Genomic DNA, 21,235 nt, shown 5'->3' on the forward strand with positions numbered 1-21,235 from the left:
ACGCAACACGCAGGTCGCATCGCACCCGCGGCGCATGGCACGAGAGGAGACGAACATGGACGGGCCAGCATCATCGGTCGGAGGCGGTGACGCTTCTTCTCCTGCCCCCATCCGGGTGTTCATTCTTGACGACCATGAATTGGTGCGGCGGGGGCTCCAGGACCTGCTGGAAAGCGAAGGTTTCGTCGTCGTCGGTATGTCCGGCTCGGCCGCGGAAGCGACGCGTCGGATTCCCGCGCTGCACCCGGACGTCTCTGTCCTGGATGCCCGACTGCCGGATGGCACCGGCATCGAGGTCTGCCGGGACGTCCGCTCCGTGGATGAGACGCTTAAGTGCCTGATCCTGACGAGCTACGACGACGAACACGCCCTCCGGGGCGCAGTGCTGGCCGGCGCCGCCGGGTATGTGCTCAAGGAGATCGGTGGTTCGGACCTCATCGGCGCCGTGAACAGGGCCGCGCGCGGGGAATCGTTATTTGACGCGGACCTGAAGGCAAGAATCATTCAGGGACTAGCGGAGCCGAAGCGGGTGGATCCCAGGGTGGCTTCGCTGACGCCGCAGGAACGTCGCGTTCTTGAACTTGTCGGACAAGGCCTGACCAATCGTCAGATCGGTGACCGGATGCTTCTGGCGGAAAAGACGGTCAAGAACTACGTTTCATCCCTGCTGGCAAAGCTGGGCTTTGAACGCAGGACGCAGGCGGCTGTGCACATGGCACATGAATCAGCGTCCGGCCAGTGAATGTTCCGGCCGGTGTCATTCAAAAGACGGGGACTGTCCAGGTCAGGGCGGTGCCCGATTCCGGGGAGGACGTGACCGCTAAGGAGCCGGCCAGGGCGCGGGCACGGTGGTCCATGTTTGCAAGCCCGTTTCCCGGCGCCGGGTCAGCGAAGCCGGAGCCGTTGTCCTCGATTTGGACGACGGCGCTACCGTTGTCCACCGAGACGGAGACGCTAATGGAATCCGCCCCTGAATGACGGACCGCGTTGCTCAGACCTTCCGAGATGACAGCCAGCATGTTCGAAATCGTTTCTTCATCCCGCACCGCGTCGATGGGCCCGGTGAGTGTCAAAACCGGGGCGAATGGGAGGGACCCTCCCGTGCTCCGGACGGTCTGGAGGATGCGGCTGCTAAGTAGCTCCGTCTCACCGGACGTGGCACGCAGCGAGTAGATGGTGTTGCGAAGATCCCGGATGGTCTCGTCAAGTTCAGCGGTCACCGTCTGGATTGTCTGGGCGGCGGAACTGTCGGTGATGAGTCGGCGAAGGCTCTGAATGCTCAGCCCGGCTGCGAAGAGCCGCTGAATGACGACGTCATGGAGGTCACGGGCGATCCTGTCCCTGTCACTGAACACCGCGATTTGTTCCCGCAACCGGTGTGCCCGGGCAAGTTCGAGGCCAAGGGCCACGTGGGAGCCGAACACGGCACCCATTTCGACATCCGTCCGGCTGAAGACCCCGTTTTCACGCCCTCGCACCAGCATGAGAAGCCCATGGTGGCCACCCCTGGAATTAAGCGCTATCACCAGCACACAGCCCGGTTCGGGATCGTCGCTGCCTCCAAGGACGAGCGCGGGATCATCAAGGACGGCGGCGTTCCCCGTAGCGACGACAGCGCTGATTTCGGTCGACTCCATAGCCAGAACCCGACCCGCCCACGCCGCTGCGCTGTCTCCTGCCGCTCCAGCGACCCTGAACGGCCCGGAGGGATTCTCCGGAACGAGGATAAGTGCCAGCTCGGAATTCGCCTCCCTCAGCGCCCGGGCGGCGATCATGTCCAATCCCCCGCCCTCACCTTCCGGCGTGTTCTCCTCCCCCATCATTTTTCCGGTCACGTCCATGCACGCCTGAAGCCAGCTGCCCCTGCGCCTCGCGTCGTCATAAAGACGGGCGTTTTCGATCGCAACCCCCGCGGCAGCTGCGAGAGCGACGGCCAGGTCCTCGTCTTCAGCGGTGAAGTCCCCGCCGCCCTCCTTCTGTGTCAGATAAAGATTGCCGAACACCACGTCCCGGACACGGATGGGCACACCCAGAAAAGACTTCATCGGCGGGTGATTTTCAGGGAATCCATAAGCCTCGGCGTGCTGCTGCAGGTCATGGAGCCTCAACGGTTTTGGGTCACGTATCAGCAGCCCGAGAACCCCGTGCCCCGTGGGCAGAGGCCCGATCCGCCGGGCCAGTTCTTCATCGATGCCCACGGTGATGAAATGGCTCAAAGCCCTGTCCTCGCCGATGACTCCCAAAGCCCCGTATTCAGCCTGCAGGAGACGGCAGGCTGAACTGACGACGCGGTGCAGGACGGATTCCAGACTTAGATCCTCCGCTACTCCTACAACAGCCTCCAGGAGTCCCTGCATGCGTTGTTGGGCCTGCAGAAGTTCCCCGGCCCTGTCAACAAAGTCGGTTAAGAGTTCCTCTATCCGGGCCCCCGCGGCCGGTTGGCGGGTTCCCTGATCGGATGGCTGGATATGTTGATTCAAGGACACCGCCTCCCGGCGGAAGGTTATCCATGCGGTCGGCTTGCCGCTCCCCCGTCCGGCACCCGTGCAGCCAGACTACCCCTCGAGGGGCGGAACATCTACGCTTGGGGGCTTCCGCATCGAGGGTCTTTGGGCCCTGTTTAAGGGCCGTACGACGGCGTACGCTCGGCCCCATGATGAACGAAGCATCAGTACCGGAGGCGGAAGTCCTCGCAAGTCATGAGTGCTGGCGGCTGCTGCGCAGCGTTTCGTTGGGTCGCCTTGCTGTCTGGGTGAATGACCACCCGGATATTTTCCCCATCAACTACAAAGTTGATCACGGAACGCTGGTCTTCCGCACCGGTGCCGGGACCAAACTTTCATCAGCACTGGCTGGAGCACCGGTTGCGCTGGAAGCCGACGGTGTCGACGCGGATGCGGGCGTCGCCTGGAGCGTCGTCGTCAAGGGCCAAGCCAACGCCGTCGAACGGACGCAAGAGCTTCTGGACACCGTCGGACTGCTCCTGTTTCCGTGGGAGACCGGACGCAAAGACCACTTCATACGGATCGTCCCGGACACCGTGAGCGGGAGACGCTTCACGATCGCCCCGCCGCTGACCTGGTGGAGCCCGCTGGACGACGCCACACGTGCCGGGCTGGAATGAGACCACGGTACGCTGCCAGGCGCGTCGAGAAGCAAACGCACCACTGCGCCAGGACGTAAGGCACCTTTCGGGTCCCGACCCAGCCCCGCGGCCCAGCAGGTATGAAATCGTGACCGCCATTCGCCGTTTCGCGCTACTTACAACGGCCGTTGTAGCAGGAGCCTGCACAGCCGCGCTTCTAGCCTTTGGTCAGGATAGTGCCGCACAGTGGGTGGCGAGTGTCTACGCCCTGACGGTCGCAGCATACCGTTCGATCATGATGGCGAAGGACATCCTCCGCGGACATTGGGGCATTGATTTGCTTGCAGTGACAGCGATCATCAGCACCGTCGCGGTCGGGGAATACATCGCGTCCCTCATCATCGTGCTGATGCTGGCTGGAGGTAACGCGCTGGAAGACTACGCCGAGGGAAGGGCCGTCCGGGAGCTTCGGTCGCTGCTCGAACGGGCGCCCCAAAGCGCCCACCGTGAAGGCAACGGCGCCACCCTGGAAGACATACCGGTGGCTCAGGTCCGCGTCGGTGACGTTCTTGTCGTCAGGCCCTCTGAAGTGGTGCCCGTTGATGGCCGGCTCATCTCCGCGATCGGCGTTTTCGATGAGTCTGCGCTCACTGGCGAAAGCCTTCCGGTGGAACACCGTACCGGGGACGGACTGCTGAGTGGTTCGGTGAACGGTGATGCCGCGGTGCGGATGAGAGCGACGGCGACTGCGGAGGACTCCCAGTACAGCCGAATCGTGGTCCTGGTGCAGGAGGCTTCGGCCAGCCGCGCACCCGTGGTCCGGCTGGCCGACAGATACGCCGTGCCCTTCACGGCGCTGGCATTCCTGCTCGCCGGGGCCGCCTGGTACATCAGCCGGGACGCAGGGCGGTTCGCCGAAGTCCTCGTCGTGGCCACTCCGTGCCCTTTGCTCCTGGCTGCCCCGGTAGCTTTCCTTGGTGGCATGAGCCGAGCAGCCCATGCAGGAATCATCGTCAAGAACGGCGGAACCCTCGAACGGCTCGCCCGAGTAAGGACTGCTGTCTTTGATAAGACCGGCACTCTCACTCAAGGCCGTCCGACCCTCAGGGAGATCCGGGTCTCCAAGGATGCGAAGATGACTTCAGGGCGGCTCCTGCAGCTCGCAGCTTCCGCAGAGCAATACTCATCCCATGTCCTGGCCGCGTCCGTTATCGAGGCGGCCAGGACCCGAGGTCTCGCGCTGCTGACCGGGCACCTCGCACAGGAACATGCCACACAGGGCGTGACAGCAGTCTGCGATGGCCACGCGGTGTCCGTGGGAAAACCCCTGTTCATCAGGTCCACCACGTCAGGATTCGAAGAGGCAGAACTGGACGGCGGTCAGCTCGGAATTTATGTAGGCGTCGACGGGCGGTACGCCGGGGCTCTGATCATGAGCGATCCGCTGCGGGAAAATGCCATACGCACTCTGGCGGAGATGCACCGCCTGGGCGTCCGGGAAACCATGCTCCTGACCGGCGACTCCGAGCCAACGGCAAGGCATATCGCCGCGGAGGCCGGAATCAGGCACGTCCGCGCCGACTGTCTGCCCGCGGACAAGGTCGCGGAAGTAGCGGCACTGGGCAACCGTCCCGTGATGATGGTCGGCGACGGAGTCAATGACGCCCCCGTTCTGGCAGCCGCCGACATTGGTGTCGCGATGGGCGCCAAAGGTTCAACTGCCGCCAGCGAATCGGCCGACGTCGTCATCATGATTGATGACCTGTCAAAGGCCGCTCTAGCCGTCGATATTGGCCGTCACACCACACGCATGGCGCTGCAAAGCATCTGGATCGGGATCGGGCTGAGTGTCGGACTGATGCTCGCCGCAGCCTTCGGACACATTCCCGCTGTCGCTGGCGCGCTGCTGCAGGAGGTCGTGGACCTCGCGACGATCCTGAACGCCCTCCGGGCACTCAAGCCCCGCCGGTCAAAGCGCTCGGGGGCTAATGACCGCGCTCCAGCCCCCGACATGCGGCGGAAGCAGCCCTCCTAGGACGGATCAGCACCCAAGCGTCCATCATCCAAGAGTCCCATCGCGCCCGGCGGGTCCGGGCATTGGAATCTCCGCCTGACGGCATCGAACTGCACGTCTGAGAAAGGAGAATTTCCCATTTCATGTCCAACATTCCGAGTGCAGTCCAGTTCAGGCTACTTCCATTGAGTGCCGGGGCTTTCGGCCCTGTCGGTTTGCGCTCTGCTCATTCAATGCTGGACGGAGAAACTGCCGGCCGGAAAGGGACTGACGGCAGTCCCTTTCTTGCACGAGAAAACGGAGACGGTCATGCGCGCATGGTGGGTTGAAACTCCAGGACCTATCGCGTCTGGACCACTGCGGCAGGGCGACCGGCCCGATCCTTCACCCGAGACAGGGGAAATCCTGATCTCAGTGCATGCGTGCGGTGTGTGCCGCACCGATCTGCACCTTGCGGAAGGAGACCTTCAGCCCCGCGCTTTTGGGAGGATCCCGGGGCACGAGGCTGTCGGCGAAGTCATTGCGACAGGACCGAGTTGCAGCAGGTTCCGGCTGGGTGAGCGTGTAGGTGCGGCCTGGCTCGCACGTACGTGCGGTTTGTGCCGGTTCTGCCAACGCGAGGCCGAGAACCTGTGCCTCTCCCCCACGTTCAACGGCTGGGACAAGGACGGCGGTTATGCCGAACTGATGACCGTTCATGAAGACTACGCGTACCGGATACCGGAAGACCTGACGGACGAAGAGGCTGCCCCCCTGCTGTGTTCCGGCATTATCGGGTATCGCGCCCTTCGGCGGGCAGACCTTCCACCCGGCGGCAGGCTCGGCATCTATGGTTTTGGCGGATCGGCGCATCTCACCGCGCAAATGGCCCTTTATGAAGGTGCCAGCCTCTACGTGATGACGCGCTCGGCTGCGGCGCAGCGACTCGCCCTTGAACTGGGGGCGACTTTTGCCGGCGGGATCGAAGACGGGCCTCCGGTGCCTTTGGATGCCGCCATCCTCTTCGCTCCGGCGGGCGAACTGGTCCCGCAGGCACTACGCGCACTGGACCGCGGCGGCACGCTCGCCGTCGCCGGCATCCACCTGAGCGACATCCCGGCCCTGCACTATGAAACAGACCTTTTCCAGGAACGCCAGCTCCGCAGCGTGACGGCGAATACCAGAGCGGACGGTCAGGAGTTTTTCGATCTGGCCGGACGTATACCCCTCCGCGCGACAACAGTGCCGTATCCGATGGAGCAGGCCGACCGGGCACTCTTGGATCTGTCCCAAGACAGCTTCACTGGCGCCGCGGTATTGCTCATGGACGCCGCACGGAAGGACTAGGGTGGCGGGGAGCGCGCCGGTCGCCACAGGGCTGTCCACCAGCGAGGCCCTGGCGCTGCTCGCTGAACACGGCCCGAACCGGATCCCGACGGAGGCGTCCGTCCCGGCGTGGCGCCGGTTTCTGGCGGAATTCACACACTTCTTTGCCGCCCTGCTCTGGTGCGCCGCAGGGCTGGCCTTCGTCGCCGGCATGCCGCAGCTCGGGGTCGCGGTGGTGGCCGTGGTGCTCATCAATGGCATGTTTTCTTATGTGCAGGAAGAACGCGCCGAACACGCCGCCACCAAGCTGCGTGCCTTGCTGCCATCACAGGTCCGGGTCCGCCGCGACGGTCATCCGGCCCGGTTGGAAGCAGCTGACCTCGTGCCGGGGGATCTCGTCATCCTCGCAGCGGGCGACCGCATACCAGCGGACCTGTGGTTCGGCGCAACAAGCAGCTGCACCGTCGATGAGTCAATGCTGACCGGTGAAAGTGACCCCGTCCCCAAACAAACCATGGATGCCGGGATCGGAGGCACGTTCCTGGTCAACGGAGAGGCCGAGGGCATCGTCACTGCCACCGGACGCCGGACCCGGCTGGCGGAAATTGCGGCGCTGACCACCACGGTAAAACCCCCGCAAAGCCCGCTGACGATGGAACTGCGGCGGATTGTCCGGACTATCGCCGCTGTTGCCCTGGGCGTGGGACTGCTGTTCTTCGCGTTGTCCGCACTGATCGGTATCTCCTGGCAGGATGCGTTCCTGTTCGCCATCGGAGTCTCTGTGGCCCTGATCCCCGAGGGACTCCTCCCCACAGTCACGCTGTCGTTGGCAATGGGAGCCCAGCGGATGGCCCACAGGAAGGCGCTGGTCAGGCACCTCCAGGCAGTCGAGACCCTTGGTTCAACAACCTTCATCTGCACTGACAAGACCGGAACCCTAACTCAGAACAGGATGAGCGCGGTGGAGGTGTGGACGCCGGAAGGCACGGTGACGGTGGCCGGTGCAGGCTACGAACCCGTGGCCTCCGTATCGGGGAACGAGCCGGCCATTGCCCGGGCCGGCAGGGTCAGTCGTGCTGCCGCCCTCGCGTCCAGGGGAAGGATCGTCATGCGCGACGGAACCTGGCAGCCGGAAGGTGACCCCATGGAGGCGGCCCTGGATACCCTGCTGCACCGGCTCCCCGGCCCGCAGAACGGCCGGAACTGTCTTCGGCCGTCCGATTCAGTTTCAGCCCGGCGCGGCGGCGCGAATCGGTGATCGTTGACAGCACCGTGTCCACGAAAGGCGCTCCGGAGACCGTCCTTCCGCTGTGTGTGCCGACGGTGCCCGGCCCCGGCACACCCATGACCGACGGCTTCTCCGAGGTGCAGCAGCAAATACAGCGGATGGCCGCCAAAGGACTTCGTTTGCTGGCTGTCGCAGAACGCGGGCTGTCGGCGGCGGAATTAAGCGAGCTGGCGGCGGGCTCCCTCGGGGCGGACCAGGCCGAATCCGGCCTCACTCTTCTGGGCCTTATCGGCCTCCATGATCCACCGCGCCTTTCAGTGGCGCAGGCATTGCGGACCGCCCGGGAGGCGGGCGTCAAGGTCGCCATGGTCACCGGGGACCATCCGTCGACAGCGGCGGCGATCGCCCGTGAGGTGGGCCTGCTGCTGGATGATGAGCGGGTGTTGGTTGGCTCTGACTTGCCCGGGGACGAAAAGGCCCTCGGTGTGCTGCTGGACCATGACGGTGTGGTCATCAGCAGGGTCTCCCCCGAGCAGAAGCTGCGGGTCGCCCGGGCGCTGCAGGGACGCGGGCATGTGGTGGCGATGACCGGGGACGGCGTGAATGACGGCCCCGCACTGCAGGAGGCGGACGTTGGCGTCGCCATGGGAATTGGCGGCACCGATGTAGCGAGGGAGGCGGCGGACCTCATTCTGCTCGATGACGACTTCGCCACCATTGTGGCCGCCATCGAACAGGGCCGCGCGACCTATGCCAATATCCGCCGCTTCCTCACGTACCACCTGACTGACAACGTGGCAGAGCTGACTCCGTTCGTGATCTGGGCTCTCTCCGGAGGTTCCTTTCCGCTCGCCCTTGGCGTGCTGCAGATCCTGTTTCTTGACATCGGCACAGACCTGCTCCCGGCACTCGCCCTAGGAGCTGAGCAGCCGGGCAAGGGCCTCATGCGCCGCCCGCCCGAGCGACGGCACCTGATGGACGGGGCGCTGATGGTCCGCGTCTTCGCCGTGCTAGGCCCTGTGGAGGCACTAATGGAGATGTCAGCGTTTACCGTGGTGCTGACGGCAGCAGGCTGGCACCTTGGGGGTTCGCTCCCCGCCGGGGGCGCGCTGATTGCAGCCTCCGGGGCGGCCTTCGCCGCGGTGGTCCTGGGCCAGCTCGCCAATGCTTACGCCTGCCGCAGTTCCACTTTCCCCCCGTGGCGGCTGGGTTGGTTCACCAACAGGTTGCTTTTGTGGTCTGTCCTGATTGAACTTGCGGCGCTGGCAGCATTTCTCGGCGTGGGCCCGGTCGCGGCGCTGCTGGGGCACGCCCCGCCGCCCCCGCTGGGATGGGGTGTGGCATTCCTGGCGATACCTGCGGTGCTGGCCGCGGACTATGTGTACAAGGTCCTGCGGCACGGGCGGCTTTCACGCTGAAGGGCGGATGAGGAAGCCGTGCGACTGCCCGGTGTGCAGCAGCACGATGTCAAGGCCCATGCGTACTCGGACGGGAGCTGCCACACCGGGGGCAGCGGTCACCGTCAACCGTTCATGGTCAAGGGCCACCTCCAGTACCTGATCCCGGTAGCGGACGGTGAAGCTGACTCTGTGCAGGCCTGTGGGCAGCCGGGGGGCGAAGACCAGCTCGTCCTGCGCCATCCGTAGGCCGGCGAAGCTCCGCTGGACGGTGTCGATACTGCCGGCCATGGCGCCAAGATGGATGCCCGCACGGGTTGTACCGCCTTGCGTGTCGTCCAGGCCGGCATCAAGTGCCTCACGGAACGTGCTCCAAGCCCGCTCCGGGTCCGTGGCGGCAAGCACCGATGCATGGGCCATGCGGCTCAGCGTTGATCCGTGGGCGGTTCGCGCCAGATAGAAATCAACCGTACGGGCCAGCGTCGCTGAGTCGATGGCGTAGCCGAGAGTTCCCAGAAATCCGGTCAGCTGCTCCTCTCCCAGCAGGTAGAGCAGCATTAGGGCGTCTGCTTGTTTGGCCAGCATGTACCGGTTGGGCGTATCGTCCTCTGCCTCCAGAATCAGATCGAGGCGTTCGATGTTTCCGTAGGTGCGCCGGTAGTGCTCCCAGTCAAATTCTTCGAGCTCGCCGTATCCCTGGAACTGGCTGATGATGCCGTCGCCGTGGAACGGTACGTACATGCGGTGGCTGATGTGCTCCCACGTGTCCAGCTCCTCCGGCCCGATCTCCAGTCGGGCGGCCAGCTCCTGCTGTTCGTGCCCCGGCAACACGGATCTCATGAGATGCAGGGCCGTTGCGCAGAGCCAGGCGGCCATCACGTTGGTGTAGGCATTGTCATTGACTCCCTGCCCCGGCCGGTCGGGGTAACCGGTGTGGTATTCGTCGGGCCCCATGACGCCGGTGATGTGGAATCGGTCGGTCTCTAGATCGTGCACGGCCATGGAAACGAACAACCGTGCGACGTCGACGATGATGTCCGCCCCCCGCTGCATCAACCAGGCACGGTCCCCTGTGGCCTGGAAGTATTGCCAGGTGTTATAGGCTATGGCCAGCCCGGAATGGCGCTGAAGACTGGAATAGTCCGCTGCCCAGTCTTTGAGGCGGGGACTGAAAGTCCAGTGCGGTGTTTCCTCCCGCCCGTCGCTTCCGCTCTGCCAGGGAAACATCGCGCCGCGCAGTCCGGCATTCCTGGCGGCGTGGCGGGCCATGTCAAGCCTCCGCCAGCGGTAGTCAAGCAGCGACCTCGCAACGGCCGGCAGGCGGGATGTGAGAACGGGCAGGACGAACGGCTCATCCCAAAACACGTGGCCGCGATACCCTTCTCCGTGCAGCCCCCGGGCAGGAACGCCGGCATCAAGATCAGAGGTGTGCGGCGTGAGGGTCTGGAGCAAATGAAAGATGTGAAGGTTGAGGATCAACTGGGTTTGTCGGTCTGTGTCCAGTTCGAGCGTAAAGGCGGCCAGCCGTCGGAGCCAGGCAGACTCATGTGCTGCCAGGATCTGGTCGAATGCCGCAGGCGCCCTGGCCAAGACCGTCAGGGCCCCTCCAAGCGGCGATGAGATGGCCGTGTCCCTCGAAGACACCACCGCTACGACCTTGCCTATGGCTGTCGGAACACCGTCCTGCAAGTCAAGCACCATCTCCCGGTAGAGCAGCCGGTTCACCCGGGTGGCGGGGACGGCGTCCGCCCCCGTTTCATCACCCAGTACGCGGGCAGCGGTGCCGATCCTGATATGACTGCTGGTGGTCTCTACCTCGATTAAGTCGATCCCGTCGGCTGTCGTTCCGAAGGCCACGGGACGCAGATGCCGGTGGGCCAGCAGGGCGTCGGCAGGAATGTTGGAGTTGGTGATGCCCGCGTCCAGGCCGACGCGCATGACGACGTTCCCGCTCCAGCCTCGTGCGGTTAGTGTCGTTTCCAGCGCTGCCAAATGCGCTTGGGCCGCGGAGACGACCCGGCGCTGCGTAACCTCCAGCCGGCGGCCGTCATCGGTGGCGAGCACGACGCGCCGGGACAATACCGCCCGCCGCATATCTAGTACGCGGTGCTCGCTGCATAACCGGAGCCCCTCGGTCGACCACCACCGGCCCGGGTCCACGGCAAGGTCCACCGGTAACCAGTTGGGCACGTTAACCATGTGCTCATCCTCGCTCTGCTGGCCGTGGACGTTGCTCGTAAGCCGGTTGTAGATCCCGGCCATGTATGTCCCAGGGTAGTGAATCCCGTCCGAGGTGCTTTCCGGAGCAGCTCCCCTGACCGCCATGTACCCGTTACCCAGGGTGGTCAGCGCCTCACGGTGGCCTTCGTGGGCAGGGTCCATGCCTTGGTAGGTGAGAAGCCAGGGCTGGGTGAGTACAAGGCCGATGTCGAACTCGCTGACGTCGTTCAGGACAATGTCCGCGCCTGCCGCTTCCAGTTCGGCCCGTTGCTCGGCCCTGTCTATCCCGACGACCAGCCCGAATCCTCCGGCCCGGGCGGCCCGGACGCCGGCCACGGAATCTTCAATCACGGCCGCGCGGCCAGCCGGCACGCCGATTCTGCGGGCCGCTTCGAGGAAGAGGGCAGGGTCAGGTTTCCCTGGCAGCCGGAGGGCCGCCGCGATCTGTCCATCCACGATGAGATCAAACTTATCCAGCAGCCTGGCACGTCCCAGAACGGCTCGGGCATTCCTGCTTGAGGAGGCAAGTATCGCCGGGACGCGTCCAGCGTGAAGCCTCTTGAGCAGGTCTACGGTACCCGGAAAGACGCGGACGCGGCCGTTCTTCAGCCGCTGGTTGAAGATCTCGTTCTTGAGGGCACCGAGCCCGGCGACGGACCATGTGCCCGGCGGATCGCAAGGATGTCCTTCGGGGATGGTGATCCCGCGCGATTGGAGGAAGACACGGACGCCATCTTCCCGCGGACGCCCATCAACGAAGCGGCGGTAATCGCTGTGCGAAAAGGGGGCCTGACTGGCCGGGGTGTGCACTCGGGGATCGCGGAGGACCGATTCGAAAAGCTCCTTCCAAGCCAACTCATGGATCTCGGCTGTGTCAGTGACGACGCCGTCGAGGTCAAAAATGACGGCATCGAACGGGGACAGGGCCGATGCTGCCGTCGGGGATGAACTCCCGTTGTACTGCGCGGGCGCCATGCGTCGTTCCTTTCTGAGCGGACGTGCGCTGCACTGCTGGCCGAAGCCTGGCTAATACAGTGCTACTCCGCTGTGTGCGGGACGGACAGGGGCCTTGGACCCGGCCAAGGTCCCATTGGGCCGTGACCTTCGGCCCTAGACCCGTGCCGTGGCCGGGGGCAGGGTAAATCGCATGAATGAAAACCAACGCATTGTTGTCGGTATCGACGGTTCCGAATACTCCCCGGCGGCGCTTCAAATGGCCGGGCGCATCGCCTCGGCGCTGAATGCTCCGATCGATGTCATCACCTGTCTGGGGTGGTCCGACTTCTATCTTCCCTCCCACCTGCCGCCGGGCAACTTGGAGATCACGGTGCAGTTGGAGGCGATCGCCAAGCGCCTCGTGGAACAAGCCATCGAAAGGGCCTATGGACAGGATCGTCCACAAAACCTCACAACGGCGGTGAAGATCGGACCGCCGGCGAAGGTCCTCGTCGAAGAGAGCCGGGATGCCCAACTTCTCGTTGTGGGCAGGCGGGGTCACGGCGGTCTCCTTGGCCAGATCATGGGCTCGGTGAGTGCAGCCTGCACCGCGCACGCTCACTGCCCGGTGCTGGTCGTGGGCCAGGACTCCGAGGCCGGGCCGGAACCTGAGAGGAAGGAATCGAGGATCTAAGCCGGTTTCTCCGCGGACGGTTGTGCGCGCGGACGGTTGTGCGACGGGCGTCGGTACCCTCGTCCTCGCCTGTACCCTGATCCTCTCCGTGCCCGAACTCACCGCGCGTCAGGCCGGCGATTCTGCCTGGGCGACTATATGCACCGTTTGCAGGAAGCTGTCTGGATTCAGTGATAGCGAATCTATGCCTTCTCTGACGAGGAAAGCGGCAAAGTCTGGATGGTCGCTGGGCCCTTGGCCGCAGATGCCGACCTTGATGCCGGCTCCATGCGCCTTGCGGATGACGTCAGCGATCATTGAGGTGACCGCTTCATTCCGTTCGTCGAACAGTCCAGCCAGGTCCTCGGCGTCCCGGTCGACGCCCAGGACAAGTTGCGTCAGGTCATTGGAGCCTATGGAGAAGCCGTCGAACCGGCGAGCGAATTGTTCCGCCAGGATCACGTTGGACGGTATCTCGCACATCATGTAGATCTGCAGGCCCTTGTCGCCGCGGGTCAGGCCGTTAGCGGCCATGGTTTCCAGGACGAGGTCGGCTTCGGCCGGAGTGCGGCAAAACGGCACCATGATGACGACGTTGGTGAAGCCCATGACTTCCCGCACACGCTTCAGGGCCTGGCATTCCAGGGAGAACCCCTCTTTGTAGCGGGCATGGTAGTAGCGGGAGGCTCCCCTGAGACCGAGCATCGGGTTTTCCTCCGGCCGTTCGAAGAATGCCCCGCCGATCAGGTGGGCGTATTCATTGGACTTGAAATCGCTCAGGCGGACGATCACAGGACGGGGATGGTATGCAGCGGCAAGTTTGGCGATACCTAGGGCGAGTGTTTCGACAAAGAAGTCCTCAGGGTTGGTATGGTCCCGGGTAAGTTCCTGAATAGTCCGCCGCGTTTCGTCATCTGTCACCAGTTCGGGATGGATGAGGGCCATCGGGTGGACCCTGATGAGATTGGCAATGATGAACTCCATGCGGGCCAGTCCCACGCCGTCTGCCGGTAGCCGCCACCATCGGAAGGCCGCGGCGGGGCTGGCAATGTTGACCATGATCGCGGTCCGGGTACGGGGCAGTGTGCCCAGGTCGACTTCAGACGTGTCAAAGGCCAGGGTTCCCTCGTAGACATGGCCTTCGTCGCCCTCGGCACAGGAGACCGTGAGTGCCTGGTCCTCGGTGAGGACGGAAGTGGCCATGCCGGTGCCGACGATCGCCGGCACTCCCAGCTCCCGGCTCACGATGGCCGCATGGCTGGTCGGCCCGCCATGGTCGGTGATGATGGCGGCCGCCCGCTGCATGACCGGCACCCAGTCAGGATCAGTCATCTCGGTAACCAGTATTGCCCCGTCACGAAAATTCCCGATGTCCGCCGCCTGCCGGACAATGCAGGCTTTACCGTGGGCAATGGAGTCGCCGATGGCTGACCCGCTGAGCAAGAGCTTTCCGCCCTGGAGAAGACGGTGAACAGTGAACTTGCTGCTGCTCTTTCGTGCCTGGACGGTTTCGGGCCGGGCCTGGACCATAAATAACTCCCCGGTCAGTCCGTCCTTTGCCCATTCCATGTCCATGGGGCACCCGTAATGCTCCTCCACAAGCAAGGCCCAGCGTGCAAGCCGGATGATCTCCGCGTCATTGAGGACCACGGATCGCCGTTCCTGTTCGGAGGTGTCCACGGTTCGCGTGCGTGCACTTCCGCCCACGCCGTACACCATCTTTCGCGCCTTCGAACCGATGATCTTTTCGATGATAGGAACGAGCGACGGTTCGTCCAGGAGAGGCTTGTAAACCAGGTATTTGTCAGGGTCCACACTCCCCTGGACTACCGGCTCACCCAGGCCCCACGCCGCGCTGATGACTGCCGCGCGGGGGAATCCGGAGTCCGTGTCTATGGAGAACATGACCCCGGAGGCGCCAACATCAGAACGCACCATCCTCTGCACGCCAATGGATAATGCCACGTCCAAGTGGTCAAAGTTCTTCATTTCCCGGTAACTAATGGCCCTGTCTGTGAACACGGATGCAAAACAGCGGCGACAGGCGTCCAGCAGCTCCGTTTCGCCCACCACGTTCAGGAAGGTTTCCTGCTGACCGGCAAAGCTGGCATCGGGCAAGTCCTCCGCCGTTGCACTACTCCGCACCGCCACGGGCGGATTTTCGATTCCGGACCGTCGCGCCAGCGCCTGGTATTTTTCCCTGATCTGCAGCGCGAGTGCTTCCGGGAACATACCGCTGAGAACAAGCGCCCTGAGCTTTTCCCCTGCATTCCGAAGCGACACGGCCCCGGAGCGGTACTGCCGGACGCTTTCACGAAGCGCCGGCTCGATCCCGTTTACGTCGATGAACGCCCTGTAGGCGGTAGCCGTGGTGGCAAACCCCTCGGGAACATGCACACCACTGGCCTTGAGGGAACGGGTCATCTCGCCCAGTGACGCATTCTTTCCACCCACTCTCCGGACATCACCCATGCCGACGTCGTCAAACCACACCACCTGGTGTTCCGCCATTGTTTTCTCCCACCCCAGTCCAGATACCGCCGGATTGCTGCCCTCGGCCGGCACCTATCTGTGAAGACCATCGTTCACCGCCGCACCTCGCCGCAGTAGGGACCAAGGGCCCTCTTCCAGTCTGCTCCCACCCACATGGCCTAAACTCCCCGTACAAGCCGGACAGGCGCCGGTTGCATCGGTTGCACCCCGCCGGCTCCGAAACGGCAGGGGGCCAGAGGACTTTTGACCCTACGCCTGAGGCGCCGGCGTGTGTAGGCTCCAGCCACATGAGCGATTCAGCTTTCCCTGGGTCCGTCTCGAGACCGACGAAGGAACACATGGATCATGAACCAAGCGCCCCAGGGGCCGGCCGTCGTCGTTGGCGTTGACGGAAGCGCTCCCTCGATTCTGGCCCTGCGTTGGGCCGATGCGCTGGCGCCTCTGTTCCAGACGCACATAAAAGCCGTGACCGCCTGGCAGTTCCAGATAGCCTTTGGCACCTTCACCCCGGTTGTGTGGCGTCCGGATGAGGAAGCCAGGCACATCTGCGCGGAGGCTGTCGCAAAGGCCTTCGGTGGTGCACCGCCGGAAGGTCTCGAAATGACGATACGGCAGGGCCCTGCCGCCAAGGTCTTGATTGACGAGAGCCGAAACGCTCCACTTGTAATCTTGGGAAGCCGCGGCCACGGCGGATTTGAAGAGCTGCTGCTGGGGACGGTGAGCGCAGCGGTCGCAGAGCACGCGAAATGCTCGGTCCTGATCGCCCACGGCACCGACTTGCCTGCCGGGATTTCCGCAATCCAGGGGCACGGACATGCCGCCAAATGAGGGGATGCCGGAGGGAACCATGCACCATCCTGACTGCATTGTGGTGGGCTACGATGGGTCCGTTGAAGCCGGCCAAGCCGTCCGCTGGGCCGCGCGGCAGGCAGAGCTCCGCAATTGCGAGCTCCATCTGGTGCACTGTTCGTTATGGCCGTTGCTGACCCACGATCTCGGACCGGTTCCTGGCGTTGCTGACAGCGGACTGCAGCACTACGCAGAGGCCGTCCGAGACGAGGGCAAGGCCCTCGCCGTAGAGGCGGCCCCCGGCTTGAAAACCCGAACCAGCCTGTTGTATGGATGGCCTGCCGATCATCTCCGAAGAGTTTCCGCCGAAGCGAGGATGCTTGTCCTCGGAAGCCGCGGCATTGGTGGATTCATGGGTCTTCTGGTGGGGTCTGTAAGCCTGGAGCTGGCAGCGACTGCAAGCTGCCCGGTTGCTGTGGTCCGATCTGACGATCACCCCAGCGGCCCCATTGTCGTCGGCGTGGACTCATCCGGGTCGCCGGCGGCCCTCCACGATGCGTGCGAACTGGTCAGAGCAACAGGGGCGGACCTGAAGGTCATCCATGTCCTCAGAATGCACTTCGGCGCGGGAAAAGGCGGTGTAGGATCCGTCGGCACCCGGAAGGCTGCCGAGAAGGCTCTGGAGAGTGCAGTACGCAACGCCCGGGGCATGGCCCCGGGAGCAAGAGTGGAGGAAGAACTGGTGGAGGACACGTCCACTCCCCGTGCCCTTCTCAATGCCGCCCGCGGTGCCGCGCTCATCGTTGTCGGGACCAAGGGCCAAGGGCTCGTCAGGGGAACGGTCGGGTCGACAGCCCACGCTGTCCTTCACCACGCCAGGTGTCCCGTACTGATTTCGCGGCACAACCCGGAGGAAACCTCAAGGGCCTGAAGGCTGAGCTGCAGCGTCCGCCACGTCACCCGCCCCGAACCTGGGCCATGTCCAGAACGTTGAGCCCGTAGTCCCATTGTCGCGATTTTACGGTGGTCGTATCCCAGCGTCGGAGGATTAACCTGAAGGGCTGACGAGAGCTCGCACGCGAACAGGCACGCTTCAAGCCAAAATCCCCAGCCGATAAGCATCAGACCCGGACGGAAGGCTACAACGCCGATCCACCTAGCTTTCGCCCAGGTGCCGCCACGCAAGGAGCAGCCGTTTCCGAGCCGCAGCTCCGAGTACCCGCGGCGAAGAACCAGGATAAGCCTTCACTGGCCCCTGTCAACCGATGGCGATTGCCTACAGGGGCAGAGGCGGCCCATGGGGATGGTCAGAGCTGGGCCTTCGCCCAATTGCTCCGTTAGCGCGTAGCGATATGGGCGTTGGCAGCCTGCACGCCGTCAGCACCGGTCGCATGCTCGTCCGGTTCCAATTCCGTCCTCGGCGTGGTCGTCAGCCAGGCGTGAAGGCGCGCTTCGAGTTCGGTCAGTCGGAAATTCCCTTTAGGGCGCCCAGGCCTGCGAGGGCTTTGCGGAGAGGGGCATCGGCATCGTCCGCAACCTGCCGAACGGCCAGGCTGTCGCTGAGCTGGACCGTGGTCTGGGGATCGATGGCTTCAACGGTGGTCTCGCCCGCGTCCTTGCCGCGTCGGACAACGACATTGCATGGAAGCTGCGCGCCGAGTTCCGGCTCGGCAGCGAGGGCGCGGCTGGCCGGGGTGGGGTTGCAGGCACCAAGGATGACATAGTCACCGACGGGCATCGGCGGCGTCGGTCCCGAGTTTGGACTCAAAAGTAGCGCGGACGTTGATTTCCGTGAGTATGCCGAAGTCCTGTTCCCCGAGTACCTCGCGGGTTCGCTGGACGGCGTCTGCCCAGGACAGCGGGACGGGTAACCGTGTGTGTGTAGCTCACGCGCGGCTCCATGGTCACAGTTATGTCCCCGGATGCGGTCCGGGGGCGTCAGATTGGGCCCGTGCGGGGGCAGTTTGGGGGAACCTGCACCCCGGCACGGGGCCTGTGGACCCCCGCCTCTCAGGCGAGGGAGAGGAAGAGCTTCTCCAGCTCTTTCCTGTCCATGGTGGTGTCTTCGCGGACGATGCATTGCTCCAGGCCGCTGGCGATGATGGCGAAGCCGGCCCTGTCCAGAGCCTTCGAAACGGCAGCCAGCTGCGTGACGATGTCCTTGCAGTCCCGGCCCTCCTCCAGCATCCGGGTCACAGCCGCCAGCTGGCCCTGGGCGCGCTTGAGGCGGTTGACCACCGGGGTCAGTTCAGTCGAATCGAGTTGCATGAGGTCTCCAAGGGTGGGGTCTTGCCATCAACTATATACCCCACGGGGTGTTTGACTACCCCCTGGGGTATCTGTAATACTCGGCAGGGTATTCAATAGTCAGTCAGTTGAGAGGACATCAATGACTTCCCCTTCCACGAACACAGCTGTTACGGCGCTCGCCCCGGACACCTTGCACACCTGGATCTCCGAGCATCAGGACCTCGTGGTCATCGATGTGCGCTCCGCTGCCGAGTTCGAGTCCGTGCACATCCGCGGCTCTTATAACGTTCCGCTGCCGCTGCTGTCCGAGCACGCCGACGAACTCGCTGCCCGTCTTGGCAGCCGCGTCGTCCTTGCCTGCCAGTCCGGAGCCCGCGCCGAGCAGGCACGCCAGCGCCTCGGCAAGGCCGGCATCGACACGGCCTACGTCCTCACCGGCGGCGTTCCCGGCTTCGCAGCCGCCGGCGGCGACGTCGTGAAAGGCAAGGACCGCTGGGATCTGGAACGGCAGGTCCGCCTCGCCGCAGGATGCCTGGTGGTCCTGGGCCTGGCCGGCGGCAAGTTCATTTCCCCCAGGATCCGGATGCTGGCCGGAGCAATCGGCGCTGGCCTGACCTTCTCCGCGGCGACCAACACCTGCGCCATGGGCCAGGCCATCTCCGCCATGCCGTGGAACAAGACCGCTAAGGAGCCCACCCGCGAGAGCGCCATCCTGGCCCTGCCCGTCAACACCGACGTGAAGGCCAAAGCCAACGCCGATATGATCGCCGCGGCCAGGGCATAATGACCGCCACCTTGCTCCTCGTCCTTGCCCTGTCGGTAGTCATCGGGCTCTCGCTCGGTGTCCTGGGCGGCGGCGGATCGATCCTGACCGTGCCGATCCTGGTCTACGTGGCAGGGTTTGAGGCCAAGGAAGCCATCGCCGCATCGTTATTCGTCGTCGGCGTCACCTCGTCCGTGAGCGTGTTCAGCCACGCCCGCGGAGGACGCGTGATGTGGCGGACCGGACTGATCTTCGGTGCGGCCGGCATGGCCGGCGCGTTCGTCGGCGGCCTCTTGGGCGGACACATCCCGGGCCAGATCCTGCTCATCGCCTTCGCCATCATGATGGTGGCCACCTCCGTGGCCATGCTCCGCGGCCGCAGGAAAAAGTCCGACGGCGCTGCACCGGTCAGGCACGAACTGCCCCTTGGCAGGGTCCTGCTGGACGGCGCCGTCGTCGGGCTCGTGACCGGCCTGGTCGGGGCAGGCGGCGGATTCCTGGTGGTCCCGGCCCTGGCGCTCCTCGGCGGCCTGCCGATGTCCGTTGCAGTGGGCACCTCGCTGGTGGTCATCACCATGAAGTCCTTTGCAGGGCTCGCCGGCTATCTCACCACTGTCCACCTTGACTGGGGCGTCATCCTCGGCGTGACGACCGCAGCCATCGTCGGGACGCTCATTGGCTCCCGGCTCGCGGGCAACATCCCGGAAGCCGCACTTCGGAAGGCCTTCGGCTGGTTTGTCCTGGCGATGGGAACGTTCGTCCTCATCCAGCAGGCCCCGGCCGACCTGCGCTGGTTCATCGCCGCCGGCACCGCGTTCCTGACAGCGGCAACGGCCGGTATCTGCTGGCTTTTCGTCAGTTCCTGCCCGCTGCGCAACCGCAACGTTCCCTCGCCCGCCTGAATCCCTCACTACCAAGGAGAACAGCATGGGCCTCATCAGCTCTCTGAAGAAAGACTTCAGCAAGCCCTACAAGACCGTCTCAGTCGCTGAGGCCAAGGAACTTCTGGCCTCAGGTGCCACCCTGATCGACGTCCGCACCACCCAGGAGTGGCGCTTGGGGCGCGCACGGCGAGCCAAGCATCTCGCGCTGGACAGGCTCCAGACCAGCACTGCCGGGATCCAGAAGACCCGGCCCGTGATTGCCATGTGCCAGTCCGGTGTCCGCTCCGCCTCCGCCGCGTGCCTGCTCGCCGGACAGGGCCATGACGCCTACTCCGTCCGCGGCGGCACGGGCGCCTGGCGCCGGGCCGGCGAACCCGTCCGCTAATCACGGCCGAACTATTCGAAGGAGAAACCCTTGGCTGAAATCACCATCACCGAAACCGACCGGCGCCGCTCCACCGCCCTGATCCTTGATGTCCGCGAGGACTTCGAAGTCGCCGAAGGCATGATCCCGCGCGCCCTGCACATCGCCATGGGCCAACTGCAGTCACGCCTGGCAGAACTGGACCCTGCCGTTCCAGTGATCGCCGTATGCCGCAGCGGCAACCGGTCCGCCCGCGTTGCGGAAGCCCTCAACGGCGCAGGCTTCACCGCGGACACTATGGCGGGCGGCATGATCGCCTGGACCCGTGCGGGCCTCCCCACCACCTGACTCTTCCGCAAGGGATCACACATCATAGAACCAGTTCAGACAACACACGGAAGGACACGAACAGGTTATGGCAACCATCGACATCACCGAACAGAACTTCGCTGAGACCCTGGAGAACAGCGACATCGTCTTCGTCGACTTCTGGGCGGCCTGGTGCGGCCCCTGCCGCATGTTCGCCCCCACCTACGGTGCCGCCGCCGAGAGGCACCCGGACATCACCTTTGCCAAGGTGGACACGGAAGCCGAACAGGCCCTGGCCGCGGCGGCCGGCATCACCTCCATCCCCACCCTGATGGCGTTCAAGGACAAGACACTGGTCTTTTCCCAGCCCGGGGCCCTCAACTCCACAGGGCTGGAAGAGGTCATTCAAGGCGTAAGGAACCTGGACATGGAGAAGATCCGGGCCGACGCCGCACAGCAGCAGGCCTAACACCTGCAAACCCCTGGGCACGGCGGCACACGCAACGCTGCAGAATACCCCAAGGG

Annotated in this window: 18 protein-coding genes and 1 pseudogene; 14 read left to right on the top strand and 5 right to left on the bottom strand. The window is 64.3% G+C overall.

All coding sequences use genetic code 11. The annotated features are described in order from the left end of the window. Positions 1 to 55: 55 nt before the first annotated feature. Positions 56 to 742, top strand: a complete 687-nt coding sequence (locus tag ASG92_RS07410; RefSeq protein ID WP_056626465.1) for a response regulator transcription factor — start codon at positions 56 to 58, stop codon at positions 740 to 742. 19 nt (positions 743 to 761) lie between these two features. Here the strand turns inward: ASG92_RS07410 and ASG92_RS07415 are convergent, their stop codons facing one another. After that, complete coding sequence (locus ASG92_RS07415; RefSeq protein ID WP_082579369.1) at positions 762 to 2,357, bottom strand: GAF domain-containing sensor histidine kinase; 1,596 nt, start codon at positions 2,355 to 2,357, stop codon at positions 762 to 764. Between the two features lie 296 nt (positions 2,358 to 2,653). Here ASG92_RS07415 and ASG92_RS07420 point away from each other — a divergent pair, with 296 nt between their 5' ends. The 5 genes from ASG92_RS07420 (at position 2,654) to ASG92_RS30440 (ending at position 9,050) form a co-directional block, all read left to right on the top strand. Further along, positions 2,654 to 3,124, top strand: a complete 471-nt coding sequence (locus ASG92_RS07420) for a pyridoxamine 5'-phosphate oxidase family protein (protein ID WP_056626467.1) — start codon at positions 2,654 to 2,656, stop codon at positions 3,122 to 3,124. A 256-nt stretch (positions 3,125 to 3,380) separates the two neighbouring features. Further along, a complete protein-coding gene (locus tag ASG92_RS07425) occupies positions 3,381 to 5,120 on the top strand; it encodes a heavy metal translocating P-type ATPase (RefSeq protein ID WP_157372146.1) in 1,740 nt (579 codons plus the stop codon). Between the two features lie 288 nt (positions 5,121 to 5,408). Beyond that, the gene (locus ASG92_RS07430; RefSeq protein WP_056626469.1) at positions 5,409 to 6,425 is read left to right on the top strand and encodes a zinc-dependent alcohol dehydrogenase family protein; all 1,017 of its coding nucleotides are present in this window, start codon (positions 5,409 to 5,411) and stop codon (positions 6,423 to 6,425) included. A gap of 1 nt (position 6,426) precedes the next feature. Then, positions 6,427 to 7,662, top strand: a complete 1,236-nt coding sequence (locus ASG92_RS30435; protein ID WP_346762983.1) for an HAD-IC family P-type ATPase — start codon at positions 6,427 to 6,429, stop codon at positions 7,660 to 7,662. Continuing rightward, on the top strand, positions 7,659 to 9,050 hold the full coding sequence (locus tag ASG92_RS30440; RefSeq protein ID WP_346762984.1) for an HAD-IC family P-type ATPase: 1,392 nt from the start codon (positions 7,659 to 7,661) through the stop codon (positions 9,048 to 9,050). The genes ASG92_RS30435 and ASG92_RS30440 overlap by 4 nt, the downstream gene beginning before the upstream one ends. Here ASG92_RS30440 and ASG92_RS07440 read toward each other — a convergent pair. Next, the gene (locus tag ASG92_RS07440; RefSeq protein ID WP_056626471.1) at positions 9,042 to 12,224 is read right to left on the bottom strand and encodes an HAD-IA family hydrolase; all 3,183 of its coding nucleotides are present in this window, start codon (positions 12,222 to 12,224) and stop codon (positions 9,042 to 9,044) included. The genes ASG92_RS30440 and ASG92_RS07440 overlap by 9 nt on opposite strands. A 172-nt stretch (positions 12,225 to 12,396) precedes the next feature. On the opposite strand from ASG92_RS07440, the gene ASG92_RS07445 reads away from it, so the two are divergent. Then, positions 12,397 to 12,879, top strand: coding sequence for a universal stress protein (locus tag ASG92_RS07445; protein WP_056626473.1), 483 nt, complete (start codon positions 12,397 to 12,399; stop codon positions 12,877 to 12,879). A gap of 108 nt (positions 12,880 to 12,987) precedes the next feature. Here the strand turns inward: ASG92_RS07445 and ppsA are convergent, their stop codons facing one another. Beyond that, positions 12,988 to 15,369 carry a phosphoenolpyruvate synthase gene (gene ppsA / locus ASG92_RS07450; RefSeq protein WP_056626475.1) on the bottom strand — a complete coding sequence of 794 codons (2,382 nt, stop codon included), beginning with the start codon at positions 15,367 to 15,369 and terminating at the stop codon, positions 12,988 to 12,990. Between the two features lie 327 nt (positions 15,370 to 15,696). On the opposite strand from ppsA, the gene ASG92_RS07455 reads away from it, so the two are divergent. After that, on the top strand, positions 15,697 to 16,179 hold the full coding sequence (locus ASG92_RS07455) for a universal stress protein (RefSeq protein WP_056626477.1): 483 nt from the start codon (positions 15,697 to 15,699) through the stop codon (positions 16,177 to 16,179). Positions 16,180 to 16,198: 19 nt separating this feature from the next. Then, positions 16,199 to 17,071 carry a universal stress protein gene (locus ASG92_RS07460; protein ID WP_056626541.1) on the top strand — a complete coding sequence of 291 codons (873 nt, stop codon included), beginning with the start codon at positions 16,199 to 16,201 and terminating at the stop codon, positions 17,069 to 17,071. Between the two features lie 531 nt (positions 17,072 to 17,602). Here ASG92_RS07460 and ASG92_RS07465 read toward each other — a convergent pair. Both ASG92_RS07465 and ASG92_RS07470 read right to left on the bottom strand, forming a co-directional pair. After that, a pseudogene (locus ASG92_RS07465) lies at positions 17,603 to 18,030 on the bottom strand (DUF302 domain-containing protein). Between the two features lie 120 nt (positions 18,031 to 18,150). Beyond that, positions 18,151 to 18,408: a metal-sensitive transcriptional regulator gene (locus tag ASG92_RS07470; protein WP_056626479.1), complete on the bottom strand. Its 258-nt coding sequence runs from the start codon at positions 18,406 to 18,408 to the stop codon at positions 18,151 to 18,153. A gap of 121 nt (positions 18,409 to 18,529) precedes the next feature. Here ASG92_RS07470 and ASG92_RS07475 point away from each other — a divergent pair, with 121 nt between their 5' ends. The 5 genes from ASG92_RS07475 (at position 18,530) to trxA (ending at position 21,179) form a co-directional block, all read left to right on the top strand. Next, positions 18,530 to 19,174: a rhodanese-like domain-containing protein gene (locus ASG92_RS07475; RefSeq protein WP_056626480.1), complete on the top strand. Its 645-nt coding sequence runs from the start codon at positions 18,530 to 18,532 to the stop codon at positions 19,172 to 19,174. Beyond that, the gene (locus tag ASG92_RS07480) at positions 19,174 to 20,055 is read left to right on the top strand and encodes a sulfite exporter TauE/SafE family protein (protein WP_056626482.1); all 882 of its coding nucleotides are present in this window, start codon (positions 19,174 to 19,176) and stop codon (positions 20,053 to 20,055) included. Before ASG92_RS07475 ends, ASG92_RS07480 begins: the two co-directional genes overlap by 1 nt. A gap of 25 nt (positions 20,056 to 20,080) precedes the next feature. Then, complete coding sequence (locus tag ASG92_RS07485; protein WP_056626484.1) at positions 20,081 to 20,422, top strand: rhodanese-like domain-containing protein; 342 nt, start codon at positions 20,081 to 20,083, stop codon at positions 20,420 to 20,422. Between the two features lie 30 nt (positions 20,423 to 20,452). Next, positions 20,453 to 20,749, top strand: coding sequence for a rhodanese-like domain-containing protein (locus ASG92_RS07490; RefSeq protein ID WP_056626486.1), 297 nt, complete (start codon positions 20,453 to 20,455; stop codon positions 20,747 to 20,749). Between the two features lie 67 nt (positions 20,750 to 20,816). Then, positions 20,817 to 21,179, top strand: coding sequence for a thioredoxin (gene trxA, locus ASG92_RS07495; protein ID WP_056626488.1), 363 nt, complete (start codon positions 20,817 to 20,819; stop codon positions 21,177 to 21,179). Positions 21,180 to 21,235 lie beyond the last annotated feature (56 nt).

Origin of the sequence: Arthrobacter sp. Soil736 (assembly GCF_001428005.1) — a bacterium.
In the GTDB taxonomy this organism is placed as follows: Bacteria; Actinomycetota; Actinomycetes; order Actinomycetales; family Micrococcaceae; genus Arthrobacter.

What these genes read in the sequence shown, in the direction of transcription:
- ASG92_RS07445 (WP_056626473.1), top strand. Translation starts at nt 12,397, where the DNA reads ATGAATGAAAACCAACGCATTGTTGTCGGTATCGACGGTTCCGAATAC.
- ASG92_RS07420 (WP_056626467.1), top strand. Translation starts at nt 2,654, where the DNA reads ATGATGAACGAAGCATCAGTACCGGAGGCGGAAGTCCTCGCAAGTCAT.
- ASG92_RS07485 (WP_056626484.1), top strand. Translation starts at nt 20,081, where the DNA reads ATGGGCCTCATCAGCTCTCTGAAGAAAGACTTCAGCAAGCCCTACAAG.
- ASG92_RS07440 (WP_056626471.1), bottom strand. Translation starts at nt 12,224, where the DNA reads ATGGCGCCCGCGCAGTACAACGGGAGTTCATCCCCGACGGCAGCATCG.
- ASG92_RS07460 (WP_056626541.1), top strand. Translation starts at nt 16,199, where the DNA reads ATGCACCATCCTGACTGCATTGTGGTGGGCTACGATGGGTCCGTTGAA.
- ASG92_RS07415 (WP_082579369.1), bottom strand. Translation starts at nt 2,357, where the DNA reads ATGCAGGGACTCCTGGAGGCTGTTGTAGGAGTAGCGGAGGATCTAAGT.
- ASG92_RS07480 (WP_056626482.1), top strand. Translation starts at nt 19,174, where the DNA reads ATGACCGCCACCTTGCTCCTCGTCCTTGCCCTGTCGGTAGTCATCGGG.
- ASG92_RS07410 (WP_056626465.1), top strand. Translation starts at nt 56, where the DNA reads ATGGACGGGCCAGCATCATCGGTCGGAGGCGGTGACGCTTCTTCTCCT.
- ASG92_RS07470 (WP_056626479.1), bottom strand. Translation starts at nt 18,408, where the DNA reads ATGCAACTCGATTCGACTGAACTGACCCCGGTGGTCAACCGCCTCAAG.
- ASG92_RS07475 (WP_056626480.1), top strand. Translation starts at nt 18,530, where the DNA reads ATGACTTCCCCTTCCACGAACACAGCTGTTACGGCGCTCGCCCCGGAC.
- trxA (WP_056626488.1), top strand. Translation starts at nt 20,817, where the DNA reads ATGGCAACCATCGACATCACCGAACAGAACTTCGCTGAGACCCTGGAG.
- ASG92_RS07425 (WP_157372146.1), top strand. Translation starts at nt 3,381, where the DNA reads ATGATGGCGAAGGACATCCTCCGCGGACATTGGGGCATTGATTTGCTT.
- ASG92_RS07430 (WP_056626469.1), top strand. Translation starts at nt 5,409, where the DNA reads ATGCGCGCATGGTGGGTTGAAACTCCAGGACCTATCGCGTCTGGACCA.
- ASG92_RS07455 (WP_056626477.1), top strand. Translation starts at nt 15,697, where the DNA reads ATGAACCAAGCGCCCCAGGGGCCGGCCGTCGTCGTTGGCGTTGACGGA.
- ppsA (WP_056626475.1), bottom strand. Translation starts at nt 15,369, where the DNA reads ATGGCGGAACACCAGGTGGTGTGGTTTGACGACGTCGGCATGGGTGAT.